Source organism: Actinomadura litoris (assembly GCF_009733595.1).
Lineage (GTDB): Bacteria > Actinomycetota > Actinomycetes > Streptosporangiales > Streptosporangiaceae > Spirillospora > Spirillospora litoris.
In genome coordinates this window covers 569,292-586,531 of sequence record NZ_WOFH01000002.1, presented here as the reverse complement: position 1 = coordinate 586,531, position 17,240 = coordinate 569,292, and the positions used below count along the sequence as shown (strand labels likewise).

Here is a 17,240-nt window from a genome sequence, read left to right as displayed (position 1 = left end):
CACCGCGCCCCCGGCACGCCCCACCAAGCCGACGATCAAGGAGCAGCAAAGATCCACAGCGCCGGGCCCCGACACCTCCCGCTTTGCACGGCTATCCGCCCGAGGCGTCCCGCCAGGCCCGTGACCTGGCGGGACACCTCACCGGGTCACAGCCCCCGGACGGCGGCGACGCTGAACGGGATGCGCGGGACGCCGTCCCCGAGCGGCCCGCCCTTGTCGAACTGCGAGCGGACGACGTAGAGCGTGCCGCGGCTGCGCACCAGCGTCGTCGGCAGCTCCAGCGCCGCGCTCGCGGCCCGGCGCTCCCGGCGGGCGGTGGCGCCGCCGTTCCCGATCCGCCAGCGGGAGATGGCGTTGTCGAGGTTGTGGACCGCCCAGAGGCGCCCGTCCTGGAGTTCCAGGCCGTCGGCGTTGCGCAGGTCGCCGCCCTCCAGCGCCACCTTGCGGACCGCCCCCGAGGCGACGTCGAGCCGGTACAGGTCGCCGCCGGTCATGTCGACGGTGAGCAGGTACCGCCCGGACGGGTCGGCGACGATGCCGTTCAGCGTGAACGCCCCGGGCGCGTGCTGCTCGACGGCCTCGCCGAGGTCGAAGCGGGGGCGGAGGTCGGCGCGCCCGCCCTTGGCGACGTCGCGCGGCGTCACCCGGTAGACGAGGGAACGCGCGCTGTCGGTGATGTAGGCGTCGCCGTTGGGGGCGACGGCCACGTCGTTGACGAACTTCGCGTCCGTGCCGGGCACAGCGAACCGTGCCAGCAACCTGCGGGTCTTCGTGTCGTAGACCGAGACACCGGACGAGGAGTCGCACACCCAGAGCCGTCCGGCCCGGTCGGCGCGCACGCCGTTGGCGGTGCGGCGGCCGTCCGCGCCGGCGGGCAGGAACACCTCGGCCACGCGCCGTCCGCGCGTCAGCTTGTAGACCGAGCCGTCCTCGTAGGACGCGACGTAGAAGTCACCGGTGCGGGGGTCGAGGGTGATGCCCTCCGGGTAGACGCGGGCGCCCGGCAACTCGAACGCCGTGGACACACGTATCCGGGACGAGGCGGGGGCGACGGCGGCGGCCGGGGCGGCGCCCGCCGGCGCGGCGAGGGACGCCGACGCGGGCAGGACGGCGAGCGCGAGCGCGGCGGCGGTCGTGCGGGTAAGGCGGTTCATACTGCTCCATTCGCACTGACTTATAAGAACGCACACGAACGATAGTTAGAGTTCTAATGCTCGTCAACCTGCGATCGTTCGAAGGCTCGATACCATGCGGAGATGACCTCAATGCCCGTCCCGGAGCGGATCGGCTCCTACCTCAAACGCGCCGAGCAGGCGCTCAACGGAGCCAAGCAGGCCGCGGTGAAGCCGAGCGGGCTCACGGTGCCGCAGTACGCCGCGCTGCTGCACCTCGCCGACCACCCCGGGATGTCGGCGGCGGCGCTGGCCAGGGCCTGCGCCGTCACCCCGCCGACGATGAACACCGTGCTGAAGAACCTGCGGGAGCGCGGCCTCATCGAGCGGACCCCGCACGAGTGGCACCGCAACATCCTGGAGACCCGCCTCACCGCCGAGGGCGAGGCGGCCATGGCCGACGCGGACGCCCGCGCCGTACGGATCGAACGCGGCCTCGCCGCCAAGTTCACCGACGCCGAACGCGAAACGCTGGTCGAACTGCTGGGCCGCTGCATCACCTTCCTGGAGGCGGCCCGCCCCGCCCGCAGCGGCTGACCGCCGCTCACCCCCCGGCCGCCGCAGACGTCCTCGGGGCCAGCGCCGCATACGGCGCCGGGACGAGCATGCGGCGCGCCTCGGCCGGGGCCAGCGCGGCCGGGGTCGGCAGCGGGTTGATGTAGCGGGTGTGGCTGAGCCCGCCGGGCACACCCGCTGGGCTGAGCCCGCCGGGCACCGTCATCACGGCCGTGGCGCGGACGGTCGCGTCCCGACCGCCGCGCGCGAGCTGTTCGCCCTGCTGCGCACCCCAGGGGTGGGCGAGGAGACGGTCCTGGAGAAATCGCTGTTCGTCGAGGGGCTCCCGGGCACGCTCGCCCCCGCCGACCTCGACGTCTACCGCCGGCCCTGCCCGACCCCGCGGAGCCGCCGCCCGGTGCTGGCGGGGGCGGGGGTCAGATGACGACCTTGGCGGTGGAGCCGGTGCGGTCCTTGGTGACGCGGAGCTGCGCCGGGATGCGGGCGCGCAGTTCGGCGACGTGGCTGACGATGCCGACCGCGCGGCCGCCGTCGCGCAGGCCGTCCAGGACGTCCATGACCTCGTCGAGCGTGTCCTCGTCGAGGGTGCCGAAGCCCTCGTCGACGAACAGCGTGCCGATCTCGGTGCCGCCCGCCTCGGCGGTGACGACGTCGGCGAGGCCGAGCGCGAGCGACAGCGAGGTGATGAACGACTCGCCGCCCGACAGCGTCACCGGGTCGCGTTCCAGGCCGGTCCAGGCGTCGGCGACGCGCAGCCCGAGGCCGCCCGCGCCGCGCTTGGTGTCGCCCGCCGCCTTCTCCGTGGTGTGGACGAGGGCGTAGCGTGCGCCGGACATGCGGGCGAGCCGCTCGTTCGCGGCGGCGACGACCTGCTCCAGCCGCGCGGCCAGCACGTACGCCGACAGCGACATCGCGTGCCGGTTCGCGGCGGACTTGCCCGAGGCGAGCCCGGCGAGGCGTTCGGCGACCTCGTGGCGTTCGGCGGCGGGGCGCCAGGCGCGGACGGCGGCGTCCAGGTCGCGGCGCAGCTCGGCGAGGCGGTCGCGGCGGTGCCGGGCGCGGTCGGCGGCGGACGCGGCGCCGGTGTGCGCGGCCTGCGCCGCCGCGAGCGCGGCCTCCAGCGCGGGCAGGTCGGGCGCGGGCCCGGCGGCGGCCGACCGCAGCGCCGGGTCGTTGAGCTGGTCGCGGACGGCGGCCTCCTCGTCCTCGAACCGGCGGAGCCTGTCGCGCAGCCGCGCCTGGTCCTCGTCGGGCATCGCGGCGGCGAGGACCTCGTCGGGGGCGGCGAACCCCTCGTCCTCGGCGGCGGCCTTCGCGGCGGCGCGGGCGGCGGCCAGCTCCCCGGCGGCGAGGTCGGCCGCGCGGAGCGCCTCGGCGGCCTCGGTGAGCGCGCCCGCCTCGCGGCCGAGCCGGGCGATCCGCTCCTCCAGGCTGCCGTCGTCGCCGCGCGCCTGGTCCAGCTCGGCGCGCAGCCGCGCCTCCTCGGCGGCCAGCTCGCGCTCGCGGGTGCGGTTCTCGGTGAGCGCCCGGTCGATCTCCTGCCGGGCGCCGCGGACGCGGTCGAGCTCCTGCTCGTCCCCGTGCACGGCCGCCTCCAGCCGCTCGGCCTCCGCGAGCGCGGCGTCGGCGTCGGCCAGCGCGGCCTCGGCGCCCTCCAGCTCGGCGCCGAGCGCCCCGGCGGTCAGCTCACCGACGATCTCCAGCAGCCCGTCGCGCTCGGCGCGGCGCGCCTGCACCTCGGCGGTGGCCCGCTCGCGGACGTCCTGCGCCCGCTCGAACTCCGCCTGCGCCTCCTCGACCTGCTCCTGCGTCGGGATCGGCGCGAGCGAGGTGCCGGGCGCGGGGTGGTCGGGCGAGCCGCAGACCCGGCAGGGGACGCCGTCCTCCAGGTCTTCGGCGAGGACGGCCGCCATGCCCTCCAGCCGGGCCTGCCGCAGGTCCTGGACGTGGTCCCGGGCGTCCTGCGCGGCCCCGACCGCGGCCAGCCGGGCCTCCTCGGCCTCGGCGAGCAGATGTTCGACCTGGTCACGGCGCTGCGCGGCGTCGAGCCTGTGCCGGACGCCGTCGGCGGCGGCCACGGCCCCGGGACGCGTCGCGGCGACCGCGCGGGCCGCCTCCAGCTCGGCGCGGCGCGCCTCGACGCGGCCGGGCAGCTCGGCGAGGGCCGCGGACACGCGCGCCTCCTCGGGCTCCAGCCGCCGCAGCTCCGCCGCCAGCTCCCCGCGCTCGTCCCGGACCCGCCGCAGCCGGACCGCCGTGCCGCGTTTGCCCTCCAGCGCCGCGGCATCGTCGCGGCGCTGCCGCTCGGCCTTGGCGAGCACGTCCTGCGAGGCGTTCGGCGGCAGCAGCGCGCCGACGCGGGCGCGCGTCTCGTCGGCCCAGCGGCGCGCCTGCCGGGCCCGGTCGTGCCGGTCGGCGACCGCCCGCACCAGCGGGACGACGCGCTCGGCCCGGGCGGCGGCGTCCAGCCGCGAGGCGACCCGCGAGCGCTCCTCAGCGCGCTCGGCGAGGGCGGCGCGGCGCGCGGAGGCGTTCTCGTGGCGGCGGCGCAGGTCGGCGAGGTCCTCCGCCGCCTTCAGCGCGGCGCGCGCGGCCTCCACCTCCCCGGCGGCGCCCGCCCGGAGCTCCTCGACCACGGCGCGGACGTCGGCGTGCCCGCCGGCCAGCTCCGCCGCCCACGCGGGCAGCGCCTCGACCTCGGCGGCCTCGGCGTCCCCCCGGCGCGGCGCGGGCACGGCCGCCCGGCGCCGCTCGCCGGCGGGCCCGGCCGGTGCCGTGTTCGCGGCGGCGTGGGGCGGGGGCGAACCGGTCGTCTCGGCGACGCGGTCGGCGACCGAGACGGCGCGCGCGGCCAGCTCGGCGGCCTCGCGGCCGGTGGCGGCGCGGCGGTCGGCCAGCCACTTCTCGACGTGGGTGAACACCTCGGTCGCGAAGAGCCGTTCGAGGACCTCGCGGCGCTTGTCAGCCCCGGCGCGCAGGAACCCCGCGAACTCGCCCTGCGGGAGCAGCGCCACCTGGCAGAACTGCGTGGCGTTCATGCCGAGCAGCCGGGAGACGAGGTCGCCCGCCTCGTCCAGCCGCGTGGTCAGCCCGATCCACCCGCCGCGCTCGAACTCCTCCAGGACGACCTTGGCGTGCTGGGCGGTCGTGCCGGACCCGCGCAGCTTGGGCCGCTCCCACGCCGGGGACCGGGTGAGGCGCAGCCGCCGGCCGCGCACGGTCGTCTCCAGGACGACGCGCGGCGCGGCCCCGGGCGGGGCGTGGTCGCTGCGCAGCCCCTTGACGGCGCCGCGCGCGCCGGGCACCTGCCCGTAGAGGGCGAAGCAGACGGCGTCGAGCACGCTGGTCTTGCCCGCGCCCGTCCGGCCCTGGATGAGGAACAGGCCCGCGTCCGACAGCGCGTCGAAGTCGATCTCCTCCGTCGCGGAGAACGGCCCGAACGCGGTGACCTCCAGGCGGTGCAGCCTCAAGCGAGCGCCTCCTTCCGCCGGAAGGACTCGAACGCCTCGTCCAGCAGGGCGCGCTCGGCGGCGGTCGCCGGGCCGTCGGTGACCTCGGCGACGAAGTCGCCCGCGATGTCCGGGTCGGACCGCTCCGCGACGCGCTCGGACCAGGTGCGGGCGTCCTCCGCCCCGCCGCCCTCGGGCTCGTAGCCGAGGACGAGCGCGTGCGGGAACCGGCGGCGCAGCCGCTCCATCGCCGCGGCGGGGCGGCGCGGGTCGGTCAGCGTGACCTGGAGCCAGCGGTCCTCGTACTTCTTGAACGCCTCGCCCGTGAGGAGGTCGTCGACGCGGCCGCGGATCCGGGAGATCCGGCGCGGGACGGGGGCCTCCGCGAACTCGGCGGCGACGCCGTCCGCGCGCAGGTCGAGCAGCCAGAACCCCTTGACGTGCCGGTCCTCGGAGAAGGAGTAGGCCAGCGGCGAACCCGAGTACCGGACGCGGTCGGTGACGCACCAGGCGCCGTGCAGGTGGCCGAGCGCCGCGTAGTCGACGCCGTCGAACACCGGCGCGGGCACGTGCGACGAGCCGCCGACGGAGATGTCGCGCTCGCTCTCGCTGGCCTCGCCGCCGGTCACGAACGCGTGCGCCAGCACGACCGACCGCAGCCCCGGCCCGCGCCGCGCGGCGTCGGCCCGGACGCGGCGCATCGCCTCCGCCAGCGTCGCCGCGTGGCTGCGCTCGTCCAGCTCCCACTCGTGCCGGACCAGCTCGGGCTCCAGGTAGGGGATGCCGTAGACGGCGGCGTCGCCGACGACGACGGGCTCCCCCACCCGCGTGAAGTCGGTGCGGACGTGCACCCCGGACGCGTCCATCAGCGCCGATCCGAACCCGAGCCGCCGCGCGGAGTCGTGGTTGCCCGCGATGAGCACGACGCGGGTGAGATCCTTCAGCCGTCCGAGCGTGTCGTCGAACAGGCGGACGGCGTCCACGGCGGGCAGCGCGCGGTCGTAGACGTCGCCGGAGATCAGCACGCAGCCCACCCGCTCCGCCCGGACGGTCTCGACCAGATGGTCGGCGAACGCCGCCTGGGCGGCCAGCAGGTCCTCGCGGTGGAACGATCTGCCGAGATGCCAGTCGGAGGTGTGCAGGATTCTCATGTCGCAGCAACCATAGGCACCCCCTACGACACATCCCGCGCAGAAACGCCGCGTTCCCTCGATTCGGCTCAAGAGCCACACCCCGCCGGGGAGCCGCGGGCCCGAGGGGGCCGCCGGGAGCCCTAGTCTTGGGGCGTGAGCGAGCGCCCCTACGTGCTGGTGAGCTGCGCGATGTCGGTCGACGGCTATATCGACGACGCGACGCCCGAGCGGCTCCGGCTGTCCAGCACCGCCGACTTCGACCGGGTCGACGCGGTGCGCGCGGGCTGCGACGCGATCCTGGTCGGGGCCGGGACGGTGCGCGCCGACGACCCCCGGCTGCTGATCCGCTCCCCCGCCCGCCGGGAGCAGCGGGTCGCGCGCGGGATGCCCGCCGACCTGACGAAGGTCACGCTGACCTGGAGCGGCGACCTCGACCCCGGCGCGCGGTTCTTCACCACCGGCGAGGCGCCCAAGCTCGTGTACGCGCCCACCGGCACGGCCGGGGGCCTCGCCGCGCGGCTGGGCGGTCTGGCCGAGGTGATCGACGCGGGCGACCCGCTCACACCGGCCACGGTGCTGCGCGACCTCGCGGCGCGGGGCGTCCGGCGGCTGATGGTGGAGGGCGGCGGCGGGATCCACACGCTGTTCCTGACCGCCGGGGTCGTGGACGAGCTGCGGCTCGTCGTCGCGCCGTTCTTCATCGGCGACCCGTCCGCGCCGCGGTTCGTCGGCTCGGGGGTGTTCCCGCAGGCGCCGGACCGTCCGATGCGGCTGGAGGAGATCACCCGCATCGGCGACCTCGCGCTGCTGCGCTTCCTCACCGGGACCGCGCGTGGATGACGCGGGCTGGCTGCGGCTGGCCTGCGAGCTGGCGCGGCGGTGCCCCCCGTCCGGGACGGCGTTCTCGGTCGGCGCCGTCATCGTGGACGCGCGCGGCCGGGAGGTCGCGCGCGGCTTCTCCCGCGAGGACGACCCGTTCGACCACGCCGAGGAGGCCGCCCTCGCCAGGGCGACCGGCGGGCTGGGGGGCGCGACCGTCTACAGCTCGCTGGAGCCGTGCGGGCACCGGGCCTCCCGCGACCGGCCGTGCGCCGAGCTGATCGTCGCCGCCGGCGCGGCGCGCGTCGTGTTCGCCTGGCGCGAGCCGGCGCTGTTCGCCGAGGGGACGGGCGCGGAGATCCTCACCGCGGCGGGCGTCGAGGTGACCGAACTGCCGGAGCTGGCCGGGCTCGCCCGCGAACCCAACACGCACCTCCTCCGCACCGGCTGACCCGGGGGCGTCACCCGCGCAGGTCGTCGTAGGCGGCGCGGGCCCGGGGCAGCAGGGTGCGCCACAGCGGGCGCCAGAGGCGCCCGGGGAGGTAGCGGCTGCGCTCCTCCAGCGCGACGCGGCCGCGCGGGTGCGCCTTCCAGCCCGCCGAGCCGGGGTCGTACCCGGCCCGGTACTCGATGGCGCAGACGTGCTTCACGCTCTTGTAGCCGTAGTGGGCCGGGGCGACGAGGCGGAGCGGCGCGCCGTGGTCGGCGGTGAGCGGCGCGCCGTCCAGGACGTCGGCGAGCAGGACGCCGGGGGCGAGCGCGTCGTCCAGGAGCAGGGTGCTGCGGTAGCCGTCGAGCCCGGTGAAGGTGACCCAGCGCGCGGCCCGGCCCGGTGCGACGCGCCCCGCGAGGTGGGCGTGGACGGCGGCGAACGGGACGCCCTCCCAGCGCAGGCCGAGCGCGCTCCAGGTGGTGACGCAGTGCAGGCCGGAGTGCGTCTCCGCCCGCCCGAGCCGGGTCAGCTCCGCCGCCGGAACCTGCGCCGGGCGCCGGACGGCCCCGGTCACCGTGACGACCGGCGCGGCGGGGACGCGCGGGCGGCGGGCCGCGAACGCGGGCAGCCCGAACGGCGCCAGCGGCGCGGCCGACTGGCCGGGAGGCAGGACGTCCACGGCTCCTCCTTTTAGAGAGTACTCTCCAATACCTTACCCTCTAGCCCATGGGACGACCACCGCGCCACGACGTGGGCCGCCTGCTGGACGTCGCCGTCGAGCTGGCGGCGGACGGCCCGGGCCGCGTCACGGTCGCGGCCGTGGCCCGCGCGGCGGGGGCGCCGAGCGGCTCGGTGTACCACCGCTTCGCCGGGCTGCCCGCGCTGCGCGCCGCGCTCTGGCTGCGGACGGTCGAGCGGTTCCAGGCGGGGTTCCTCGACGCGCTGCGCGGCGGCCCGCCGGACCGGGCGGCCGGGGAGGCCGCCCGGCACGTGGTCGCGTGGAGCCGGGCGCACCGCGAGGAGGCGCGCGTGCTGCTGCACGGCAGGTCCGCCCTCGACGAGGACGGCTGGCCCGCCGAGGACCGCGCGCGGCTGGGCGAGGCCGACCGGCGCGTCCGCGCGGCCGTCCGCGACCTCGCGGGCCGCCTCGGCGTCGAGGAGGAGCGCGCGGCCGTCGCCGTGATCGACCTGCCCTACGCGATCGTGCGCCGCCACCTGCTGGGCGGCGGCGAGATCGCGCCGGGCACCGAGGACCGCGTCGCCGAGGCGGCCGTCCTGCTCACCCGCCGCTGAGCCCTGCCGCCAGCCCTGCCGCCGAGCCCTGCCGCGCTACTCGGCCTCGCGGGTGAGGCCGAGGCGCTCGGCCTCCTCGGTGAGCCGCCGGGCGGCCGACGCCGAGCCCGCCGAGCCCGTCGAGCCCGCCGCGTCCAGCTCGTGGGCCAGCTGCTCCAGCTCGGCGCCGCCCGCCATGAGCGCGGTCAGCTCCTCGCGGGTGATCTCGTCCTTGCCGTGGTACCCGGCGCTGCGGCCCCGGTTCAGGATCAGGAAGCGGTCGCCGACCGGGTAGGCGTGGTGCGGGTTGTGGGTGATGAAGATGACCGCGAGCCCGCGCTCCCGCGCCTGGACGATGTAGCGCAGCACGACACCGGCCTGCTTGACGCCGAGCGCCGCCGTCGGCTCGTCCAGGACGAGGGCCTTCGCGCCGAAGTACACGGCGCGGGCGATCGCCACGCACTGCCGCTCGCCGCCCGACAGCGTGCCGATCGGCTGGTCGACGTCGCGCAGGTCGATGCCCATCGCGGCGAGCTCGGCGCGGGTCGTCTCGCGCATGAACCGGGTGTCCAGCCGGCCGATGCCCCTGCGGCGCTCCGAGCCGAGGAAGAAGTTGCGCCAGACCGGCATCAGCGGGACGACCGCGAGGTCCTGGTAGACGGTCGCGATGCCCCGGTCGAGGGCGTCGCGCGGCGAGCCGAACGCGACCGGCTCCCCCGCCACCTCGTAGGTCCCGGCGTCGTGCCGGTGCAGGCCCGCGATGATCTTGATCAGCGTGGACTTGCCCGCGCCGTTGTCGCCGAGCACGCAGGTCACCTCGCCCGCGTCCGCCTCCAGGTCGACGTCGCGCAGCGCGATGACGGTGCCGTGGCTCTTGCCGACGCCGGTCAGCCTGACCAGCGGCGGCGTTCCGGTGTCGGTCATGCCGAGCGCTCCACCCTGCGTCGGACGATCAGGTTGACCATGGCGGCGACGAGCAGCATCGCGCCGAGGAAGAACTTGAACCAGTCGGGGTTCCACTCGGCGTACACGATGCCCTTGTTCGTCATCCCGAAGATGAACGCGCCGATGGCGGCGCCGATCGCCGAGCCGTACCCGCCGGTCAGCAGGCAGCCGCCGATGACCGCGCAGATGATGTAGAAGAACTCGTTCCCCACGCCCTCGCCGGACTGGACGGTCGCGAACGCGAACACCAGGTGCATCCCGGAGATCCAGGCGCACAGCGCGACGCCCATGAACAGCCCCACCTTGGTGCGGGCGACCGGGACGCCGACCGCGCGGGCGCTGCCCGCGTCGCCGCCCACCGCGAAGATCCAGTTGCCGGTGCGGGTGCGCAGCAGGATCCAGGTGGCGACCGCGACGAGCCCGAGCCACCAGAACACGGTGACGTTGACCTCCACGTCCCCGATCCCGACCTCGGAGGCGAACACGGCGCGGGCGCTGTCGAAGCCGTCCATGTCCCGGACGGAGTCGGAGGCGACGTTCCCGGTCACCGCCTTCGTCACGCCGAGGTTCAGCCCCGCGAGCATGAAGAACGTCGCGAGCGTGATGATGAAGCTCGGCAGCCGCGTGTTGACGTAGAGCAGCCCGTTCACCATCCCGAGCGCGAGCGTCAGCACCAGCGAGACCGCCACGCCCGCCCACACGTTCAGCGTGAGCTGGTAGGCGGTGAGCGCCGCGAGCAGCGCCGAGGTCGTCACCATCACCCCGGCGGACAGGTCGAACTCCCCGCCGATCATCAGCAGCGACACGCCCACCGCCATGATCCCGAACGTCGAGGCCGCGTACAGGACGGTGGAGAACGACGTGGCCTGGAGGAACGCGTCCGCGACGACGGAGAAGAACACGAACACCGCGACGGCGCCGAGGAGCGCGCCGAGTTCGGGGCGGGCCAGCAGCCCCGACAGCGGGGACCGCCGGGCCAGCCGCTCGTCCGCCGGCGCGGCCGGCCCGGCCGGCCCGGTCGGCGCGTCCGGCCCGGCCGTGCTCCGCGTCACCGGGTGCCCCGGCGCGTGAACGCCTCCAGCGCGGCGGCGTTGTCCCGCGTCACGATCGCGGGCCCGGTCAGCACCGGGCGCCCGCCGCCGAGCACGTCGCCGTTGGTCTTCAGCAGCCACAGCGCGTCGACGGCGCTGTACCCCTGGAGGTAGGGCTGCTGGTCGACGGCGAACCGGACGTCGCCCGCCCGGATCGCGTCGATCAGCCCCTTGTTCAGGTCGAACGTCCCGACCTTGGCCTTGCCGCCGACCTCCTTCACCGCGTCCACGGCGGTCGCGGCGAACGGCGCGCCGAGCGTGAGCACGCCGTCGACGTCCTTGTCCGCCTGGAGCCTGGCGGTCACCGACGACCTGACCTCCGGCATGTTCGTGCCGTTCACATACAGGTTGCGCAGGTCGCCGCCGAAGGTCTTGCGCGCGCCCGCGCAGCGGTCCTCCAGGCCCACGTTGCCCTGCTCGTGGACGACGCACAGCGCCTTCCTCGCGCCGATCCGCGCCAGCTCGCGCCCGGCGGCCTCGCCCGCGATCGACTCGTCCTGGCCGAAGTGCGCGATCGCGCCGAGCCGCGCCGAGTCGCCCGCCCCGGAGTTGATCGACACCACCGGGATCTTCGCCGCGGCCGCCTGGGCGAGCGCGTCCCTCAGCGCGTCGGGCTTGGCGAGGGTGACGACGATGCCGTCCACCTTCTGGTCGACCGCGGCCCGCACGAGCTGCGCCTGCTTGCCGCCGTCGGGGTCGGCCGAGTAGAGGAACTCGACGTCGTCCTTCCCGGCGGCGGCCTTCGCTCCCTTCTGGACGATGTCCCAGAACGTGTCGCCCGGGCCCGAGTGGGTCACCATGGCGATCTTCAGCCGGCGCCCCTCGGTCGCCCGCTTCTCCGCCTTCTTGCCGCCCGAACTGCTGCAGGCGCCGAGTACCAGCACCCCCGCGGCCGCCAGCGCCGCGAGTCTCACCGCCGGGCCGCGCGCGAACACGCCTCTCATCGGTCGGTCTCCGTTCTCCCCGATGGACGAGCCGGATCAACGGAAGGAGTCGATCACAGATGGCGACGCCGCGTCGCCCCTTCGCTCACCGCCGTATCTCGCGGGTCTCCACGATCCGTCCCTCCCGCATCGACAGCTCGCACGCCTCGGCCAGGTAGAACGCCTCCAGCGCCTCCTCCGGCGGGCACGGGCTGCCGTGGCGGCCGGTGACGACGTCCATGAAGGCCCGCAGTTCGGCGTCGTAGGCGTCGGCGAAGCGCTCGATGAACCCGCAGTAGGCGCCGCGCGGGCCGGTGTCCGGATCGGGCGCGCCCGCGGCCTGCTCGGGCAGCGGGGTGACGGGGGTCCGCTCGTCCAGGCCCGCGATGATGCTGTCCTTGGAGCCGAACAGCTCCAGCCGGGCGTCGTAGCCCGCCGCGTTGTACCGGGTGGCCGAGACGAGCCCGAGCGTCCCGTCGTCCAGGACGAGCAGCACCGATCCCGTGTCGACGTCGCCGTACTCGCGGAAGAACGCGTCGCCCCGGTTGGCGCCGGAGGCCATCACCCGCACCACCTCCCGGCCCGTCACGAACCTGATGAGGTCGAGGTCGTGGATCGCGCAGTCGCGGAACAGCCCGCCGGACGCCGGGACGTAGGCGACGGGCGGCGGCGACGGGTCGAAGCTGCACGAGCGCACGGTGTGCAGCCAGCCGAGCCGCCCGGACGCGAGCGCCTCCCGCGCCGCCGCGTTCCCCGCGTCGAACCGCCGCTGGAACCCGACCTGCACGGGGACGCGCGCCGCGTCCGCCGCCGCCACGATCTGGAACGTTCCATCAAGGTCGGGCGCGAGAGGCTTCTCGCAGAACACGGGTATTCGCCCGGCCAGCGCCGCCGCCACCAGGTCGGCGTGCGCGTCGGTGGCCGCCGCGACGATCACGCCGTCGAGCCCGGCGGAGAACAGGTCCGCGACCTCGTCCACGGCCACGACGCGGACCTCTCCGGCCGCGGCGCGCGCGGAACCGACGTCCTGCGCGCACGCGGCGTCCGCCGCCGCGAGGACGTCCGCGACGGGGTCCCCGGGGGCCCGCGACAGGCGGTCCGCCAGGGCGCGGGCCCGGGAGGGGTCCACGTCGGCGATGACGAGCGTGCCCACCTCGGGCAGCTCGCACAGCGCGGCGGCGTGGCGGGCGCCGATGCGTCCCGCCCCGGCCAGCCCGATGGTGAGTCCGGCGGTCGGTCCAGTGGTCGTGGTGTGCGTCATTGTCGATCCCGGCTGTGTCGTCAAGGCCGGTCGAGGGGCGGGCCGCGCGGCGCCCGCCGTCGCCGGTCTTGGGGCGAGCGCGGCACCGCTTCGCGATCCACCCGGATGAGGCTCGCCTGCGGCATCGCCTCGCCCGGGAGCGGGTGACGCGCTCGCGCGTCGGCTGAGGCATCTTCAAAATAGACCCTGGGCCTGAGCCGGTCACCCCTACCGTCCGTCACGTCCTCCAACCAAGCACCGGTTTGCTTCGCATCCGGGTCCCGTCCCCGGCGCCTCGGGGTTCGCCGGTTCCCACACCGTCCGCGCGCTGCTCGCGGCCGGTCATCGGCCGCGCGCGCCGGTCCGGGACGCGGGGCGGGCGGGCGCACCCTCCAGGCGGTGGACGTCCAGGTCAGCGGCATCGAGACGGTCGTCGGCGACATGCCGGACACCGGCCCGGCGGCCGCCGCGCCGCGCGGCTGCGACGCGGTCGTCCACGCCGCCGCGGCGATCGGCGCGACCGTCCCGGCCGGGTCGCGTCCCCACGCGGACCTGGCCCGGACGCGCGACGTGGCGGGCGGCGCGGTCGCGCAGGGTGGTCGGGCGGTGTACGTCTCGGCGGCCGGGGTGCTCGTCCCGCCGTCCGCGCCGGTCACCACCGCGGACGCGCCGCTCGCGCGCCCCCGCGCCGACGGTGGCTGGCCGGGAACGGCCACCTGAGCCCCCGCAGGGCCGGACGGCTCGCGGCCAGGGCGCCGCCGAATACACCGAGGTCTGGCCCCGCCTTCTCAATGCCCTACCGGTTTTCGACCGTTACGCAGAACACGTGGACCGCCAACTGGGAATCTTCCGCCCGATCCCGTGCCGACCCGCATAGGCCGCCGTCAGCCGCCGCGAATCGATTTGGAGAGTCGGCGCCCCAGAAGGAGATAGGCGAGGACGACGCCGACGACATTCAGAATGACGTCGTCCACGTCGAAGGCGCGCCCCATCACCACGGTGCCCTGCACGGTCTCGATCGCCAGGGAGCACATCCCGGCCACGAGCGCGAGGCGGATCGGGCCGCGCAGGCTCACCCAGACGATGGGCAGCAGGACGCCGAGCGGCGCCAGCAGCGCGAGGTTGCCGCCGATCTGGAGCGCGGCGTCCCCGCTCGGGCGGTTCAGATAGAACCGCAGGGAGTCGCCGGGATCGGTGTTGCCCCCGGCCTGCCCATTGTCGTCAACGGGCGTCAGCGTCAGCCGGAACGCGAAGTAGCAGAACACGCCGAGAAAGGCGAGGGCGATCGTCACCGCGACCACCCGTAGAGCGATCACATACCACGGGGACCTTTCACCGGATGCCGCCGGTTGCCACATTCTCACCACCACGGACGACTGGTCCCCGTTACAACGCGAAGTATGCACACCCGCGTTGTCCCCATTTGTTTTGGCGCCGGACCCGCATTAAGGGTGTCCGAAAAGGCGGGACGCCCGTGCCGGAATGATTCCGGCACGGGCGTCCCACCCGCCCCCGCGGGCGTTGCCGCCGGTCAGACGGCGACCGGCGTGGTGGCCGGTTCGAGCGCCAGGTCGAGGACCTCGCGGACGTCGCTGACGGCGAAGACCGTCAGGTTCTCCAGCACCTCGGCCGGCACGTCCTCCAGGTCCGGCTCGTTGCGCTTGGGCACGATCGCGGTCGTGATGCCGAGCCGGGAGGCCGCCAGCAGCTTCTGCTTCAGCCCGCCGATCGGCAGCACCCGCCCGGTCAGCGACACCTCGCCGGTCATCGCCACGTCCGAGCGGACGGGCCGGCCCGACAGCAGCGACGCCAGCGCGGTCGTCATCGTGATGCCCGCGCTCGGGCCGTCCTTCGGGATCGCGCCGGCGGGCACGTGGACGTGCACGCCGCGCTCCTTCAGGTCGCCGACCGGCAGCTCCAGCTCCGCGCCGCGCGAGCGCAGGTAGCTGAGCGCGATCCGGGCCGACTCCTTCATGACGTCGCCGAGCTGGCCGGTGAGCGTCACGCCGGTGTCGCCGGTCTCCCGGTCGGCCAGCGACGCCTCGATGTAGAGGACGTCGCCGCCCGCGCCGGTGACCGCGAGCCCCGTCGCGACGCCGGGCACGCCCGTCCGCCGCTCGGACCTGCTCAGCTCGACCTCCGGGGTGTACCGGGGGCGGCCGAGGTAGTCCTTCAGGTCGGCCGCGCCGATCGCGACCGGCAGCTCCGCCTTCTCCAGCGCCACGTTCGCGGCGACCTTGCGCAGCACCCGCGCGATCGAGCGGTCCAGCGACCGCACGCCCGCCTCGCGGGTGTACTCGGCCGCCAGCAGCCGCAGCGCGTCGTCGCCGAACCCGACCTCGGACGCCTCCAGCCCCGCCTTGTCGAGCTGGCGCGGCAGCAGGTGGTCGCGGGCGATCGTGACCTTCTCGTCCTCGGTGTAGCCGTCGAGCTGGACCAGCTCCATCCGGTCCAGCAGCGGCCCGGGGATCGCCTCGACCACGTTCGCGGTGGCGAGGAACAGCACGTCGCTGAGGTCGAGCTCGACCTCCAGGTAGTGGTCGCGGAACGTGTGGTTCTGCTCGGGGTCCAGGACCTCCAGCAGCGCCGCCGTCGGGTCGCCCCGGTAGTCCGCGCCGACCTTGTCGACCTCGTCCAGCAGGACGACCGGGTTCATCGAGCCCGCCTCGCGGATGGCCCGGACGATGCGTCCAGGCAGGGCCCCGACGTAGGTGCGCCGGTGTCCGCGGATCTCCGCCTCGTCGCGGACGCCGCCCAGCGCGACCCGGACGAACCTCCGCCCCATGGCCCGCGCGACCGACTCGCCCAGCGAGGTCTTGCCCACCCCGGGCGGACCGGTCAGCGCGAGCACCGCGCCGCTCCGGCGGCCCCCGACGACGCCGAGCCCCCGGTCGGCCCGCCGCTTGCGGACGGCCAGGTACTCGACGATGCGCTCCTTGACGTCGTCGAGTCCCGCGTGGTCGGCGTCCAGGATCTCCCGGGCGCCCGCGATGTCGTAGGCGTCCTCGGTCCGCTCGTTCCACGGGATGTCGAGCACGGTGTCGAGCCACGTGCGGATCCAGCCGCCCTCCGGGGAGGCGTCCGACGAGCGCTCCAGCTTGTCGACCTCCTTCAGCGCGGCCTCGCGCACCTTCTCGGGCAGGTCGGCGGCCTCGATCCGGGCCCGGTAGTCGTCCTCCTCGTCGGCGGGGTCGCCGTTCAGCTCGGCCAGCTCCTTGCGGATGGCCTCCTGCTGCTGCCGCAGCAGGAACTCCCGCTGCGTCTTCTCCATGCCCTCCTGGACGTCCTTGCGGATCGTCTCCGCCACGTCCAGCTCCGCGAGGTGGTCGCGCGCCCAGCCGATGACCAGCGTCAGCCGCTCGACCACGTCGGGCGTCTCCAGCACCTCGATCTTCTGCTCGTCCGACAGGTAGGGCGCGTACCCGGCGTTGTCGGCCAGCGTGGAGGGGTCGTCGATCTGCTGCACCACGTCCACGACCTGCCAGGCGCCGCGCTTCTGCAGGATCGCGCTGACCAGGCCCTTGTACTCCTTGGCCAGCTCCTCCGCGCGCCCGGTGGCGGGCGGCGTCTCGATCACGGTGCCCTCGACCCACAGCGCGGCGCCGGGCCCGGTGGTCCCGGTCCCGATCCGCACCCGCGAGACGCCCCGGACGACCGCGCCCGGCTCGCCGCCGGGCAGCCGCCCCTCCTGCTCGATCACGCCCAGCGTGCCCACGCCGGCGTACTGCCCGTTGAGCCGGGGCACCAGCAGCACCTGCGGCTTGCCCGCCGACCGGATCCCCGGCCCCTTGGCCCGGGCCACGGCGCGCGCCGCCTCGATCGCCGCCCGCACCTCACCGCTCTCCGACAGGTCGAGGGGCACCACCATGCCCGGCAGAACGGCCCCGTCGTCCAGGGGCAGCACCGGCAGCGTCAGGGTCTCGCTCATGCTCAGCTCCAAGTCCGTGTCTGAGGACCCAACAGCAAGTTGAGTCATACACACTCAAGAAAACGGAGCACGAGTTTGTTTCCTCAACAACGTTCGCTCTCAGCGATCAGAACCGCGCCCGGGGGCGGTGTGGCCCGTGCGGCTCATAGGGCGGGGGCTATGCCAAGGTGCGAGTGATGGCGGTATCGGGCTGGATGTCACAATCTCGTCCTCGCTGGACGTGACACCCGGTCTCCGGCGCGACACCCCACGGCCTCCTTCCGGGCATGCGGCGACCGGCCGCCGGACGCCCGTCCAGCGCTCCCAGAGATCCGGCACC

Annotated in this window: 17 protein-coding genes; 6 read left to right on the top strand and 11 right to left on the bottom strand. The window is 75.2% G+C overall.

Translation table 11 applies throughout. The features are described from left to right. Positions 1-146: 146 nt before the first annotated feature. Positions 147-1,154 (bottom strand): SMP-30/gluconolactonase/LRE family protein, encoded by a 1,008-nt coding sequence (locus GNZ18_RS07170; protein WP_156215388.1) that lies wholly within the window; start codon positions 1,152-1,154, stop codon positions 147-149. 102 nt (positions 1,155-1,256) lie between these two features. On the opposite strand from GNZ18_RS07170, the gene GNZ18_RS07165 reads away from it, so the two are divergent. Next, complete coding sequence (locus GNZ18_RS07165) at positions 1,257-1,709, top strand: MarR family winged helix-turn-helix transcriptional regulator (RefSeq protein WP_214618965.1); 453 nt, start codon at positions 1,257-1,259, stop codon at positions 1,707-1,709. A gap of 7 nt (positions 1,710-1,716) precedes the next feature. On the opposite strand, the gene GNZ18_RS07160 is transcribed toward GNZ18_RS07165, so the two are convergent. After that, a complete protein-coding gene (locus GNZ18_RS07160; RefSeq protein WP_216651184.1) occupies positions 1,717-1,860 on the bottom strand; it encodes a hypothetical protein in 144 nt (47 codons plus the stop codon). Between GNZ18_RS07160 and GNZ18_RS41090 the strand changes: the two genes are divergently transcribed. Then, positions 1,840-2,112 (top strand): hypothetical protein, encoded by a 273-nt coding sequence (locus GNZ18_RS41090; RefSeq protein WP_216651183.1) that lies wholly within the window; start codon positions 1,840-1,842, stop codon positions 2,110-2,112. The genes GNZ18_RS07160 and GNZ18_RS41090 overlap by 21 nt on opposite strands. Here the strand turns inward: GNZ18_RS41090 and GNZ18_RS07150 are convergent. Further along, positions 2,105-5,158, bottom strand: a complete 3,054-nt coding sequence (locus GNZ18_RS07150; RefSeq protein ID WP_156215387.1) for an AAA family ATPase — start codon at positions 5,156-5,158, stop codon at positions 2,105-2,107. The genes GNZ18_RS41090 and GNZ18_RS07150 overlap by 8 nt on opposite strands. Continuing rightward, a complete protein-coding gene (locus GNZ18_RS07145; protein WP_156215386.1) occupies positions 5,155-6,288 on the bottom strand; it encodes an exonuclease SbcCD subunit D in 1,134 nt (377 codons plus the stop codon). Before GNZ18_RS07145 ends, GNZ18_RS07150 begins: the two co-directional genes overlap by 4 nt. 135 nt (positions 6,289-6,423) lie before the next feature. Here GNZ18_RS07145 and GNZ18_RS07140 point away from each other — a divergent pair, with 135 nt between their 5' ends. Together GNZ18_RS07140 and GNZ18_RS07135 are read left to right on the top strand one after the other, a co-directional pair. Then, positions 6,424-7,110 carry a RibD family protein gene (locus tag GNZ18_RS07140; protein WP_312874350.1) on the top strand — a complete coding sequence of 229 codons (687 nt, stop codon included), beginning with the start codon at positions 6,424-6,426 and terminating at the stop codon, positions 7,108-7,110. Beyond that, the gene (locus tag GNZ18_RS07135; protein ID WP_312874349.1) at positions 7,103-7,540 is read left to right on the top strand and encodes a cytidine/deoxycytidylate deaminase family protein; all 438 of its coding nucleotides are present in this window, start codon (positions 7,103-7,105) and stop codon (positions 7,538-7,540) included. The genes GNZ18_RS07140 and GNZ18_RS07135 overlap by 8 nt, the downstream gene beginning before the upstream one ends. A gap of 10 nt (positions 7,541-7,550) precedes the next feature. Here GNZ18_RS07135 and GNZ18_RS07130 read toward each other — a convergent pair whose 3' ends face one another. Further along, the gene (locus tag GNZ18_RS07130; RefSeq protein ID WP_312874348.1) at positions 7,551-8,201 is read right to left on the bottom strand and encodes a molybdopterin-dependent oxidoreductase; all 651 of its coding nucleotides are present in this window, start codon (positions 8,199-8,201) and stop codon (positions 7,551-7,553) included. Between the two features lie 47 nt (positions 8,202-8,248). On the opposite strand from GNZ18_RS07130, the gene GNZ18_RS07125 reads away from it, so the two are divergent. Continuing rightward, positions 8,249-8,815: a TetR family transcriptional regulator gene (locus tag GNZ18_RS07125; RefSeq protein WP_156215385.1), complete on the top strand. Its 567-nt coding sequence runs from the start codon at positions 8,249-8,251 to the stop codon at positions 8,813-8,815. Between the two features lie 36 nt (positions 8,816-8,851). Here GNZ18_RS07125 and GNZ18_RS07120 read toward each other — a convergent pair whose 3' ends face one another. From GNZ18_RS07120 to GNZ18_RS07105, 4 genes are all read right to left on the bottom strand, one after another. Next, on the bottom strand, positions 8,852-9,718 hold the full coding sequence (locus GNZ18_RS07120; protein ID WP_156215384.1) for an ATP-binding cassette domain-containing protein: 867 nt from the start codon (positions 9,716-9,718) through the stop codon (positions 8,852-8,854). After that, a complete protein-coding gene (locus tag GNZ18_RS07115; RefSeq protein WP_214618957.1) occupies positions 9,715-10,791 on the bottom strand; it encodes an ABC transporter permease in 1,077 nt (358 codons plus the stop codon). The genes GNZ18_RS07120 and GNZ18_RS07115 overlap by 4 nt, the downstream gene beginning before the upstream one ends. Next, positions 10,788-11,774 (bottom strand): sugar ABC transporter substrate-binding protein, encoded by a 987-nt coding sequence (locus GNZ18_RS07110; protein ID WP_156215383.1) that lies wholly within the window; start codon positions 11,772-11,774, stop codon positions 10,788-10,790. The genes GNZ18_RS07115 and GNZ18_RS07110 overlap by 4 nt, the downstream gene beginning before the upstream one ends. A gap of 85 nt (positions 11,775-11,859) precedes the next feature. Then, positions 11,860-13,014, bottom strand: a complete 1,155-nt coding sequence (locus GNZ18_RS07105) for a Gfo/Idh/MocA family protein (RefSeq protein ID WP_156215382.1) — start codon at positions 13,012-13,014, stop codon at positions 11,860-11,862. A gap of 378 nt (positions 13,015-13,392) precedes the next feature. On the opposite strand from GNZ18_RS07105, the gene GNZ18_RS07100 reads away from it, so the two are divergent. Further along, positions 13,393-13,713, top strand: a complete 321-nt coding sequence (locus tag GNZ18_RS07100) for an NAD-dependent epimerase/dehydratase family protein (RefSeq protein WP_156215381.1) — start codon at positions 13,393-13,395, stop codon at positions 13,711-13,713. Positions 13,714-13,877: 164 nt separating this feature from the next. On the opposite strand, the gene GNZ18_RS07095 is transcribed toward GNZ18_RS07100, so the two are convergent. Then, on the bottom strand, positions 13,878-14,285 hold the full coding sequence (locus GNZ18_RS07095) for a VanZ family protein (protein WP_308166162.1): 408 nt from the start codon (positions 14,283-14,285) through the stop codon (positions 13,878-13,880). 239 nt (positions 14,286-14,524) lie between these two features. Beyond that, the gene (gene lon, locus GNZ18_RS07090) at positions 14,525-16,921 is read right to left on the bottom strand and encodes an endopeptidase La (protein ID WP_156215379.1); all 2,397 of its coding nucleotides are present in this window, start codon (positions 16,919-16,921) and stop codon (positions 14,525-14,527) included. Positions 16,922-17,240 lie beyond the last annotated feature (319 nt).

Coding starts and splice junctions, on each gene's coding strand:
- GNZ18_RS07170 (WP_156215388.1), bottom strand. CDS start 1,154: ATGAACCGCCTTACCCGCACGACCGCCGCCGCGCTCGCGCTCGCCGTC.
- GNZ18_RS07165 (WP_214618965.1), top strand. CDS start 1,257: ATGACCTCAATGCCCGTCCCGGAGCGGATCGGCTCCTACCTCAAACGC.
- GNZ18_RS07145 (WP_156215386.1), bottom strand. CDS start 6,288: ATGAGAATCCTGCACACCTCCGACTGGCATCTCGGCAGATCGTTCCAC.
- GNZ18_RS07125 (WP_156215385.1), top strand. CDS start 8,249: ATGGGACGACCACCGCGCCACGACGTGGGCCGCCTGCTGGACGTCGCC.
- GNZ18_RS07120 (WP_156215384.1), bottom strand. CDS start 9,718: ATGACCGACACCGGAACGCCGCCGCTGGTCAGGCTGACCGGCGTCGGC.
- GNZ18_RS07110 (WP_156215383.1), bottom strand. CDS start 11,774: ATGAGAGGCGTGTTCGCGCGCGGCCCGGCGGTGAGACTCGCGGCGCTG.
- GNZ18_RS07105 (WP_156215382.1), bottom strand. CDS start 13,014: ATGACGCACACCACGACCACTGGACCGACCGCCGGACTCACCATCGGG.
- lon (WP_156215379.1), bottom strand. CDS start 16,921: ATGAGCGAGACCCTGACGCTGCCGGTGCTGCCCCTGGACGACGGGGCC.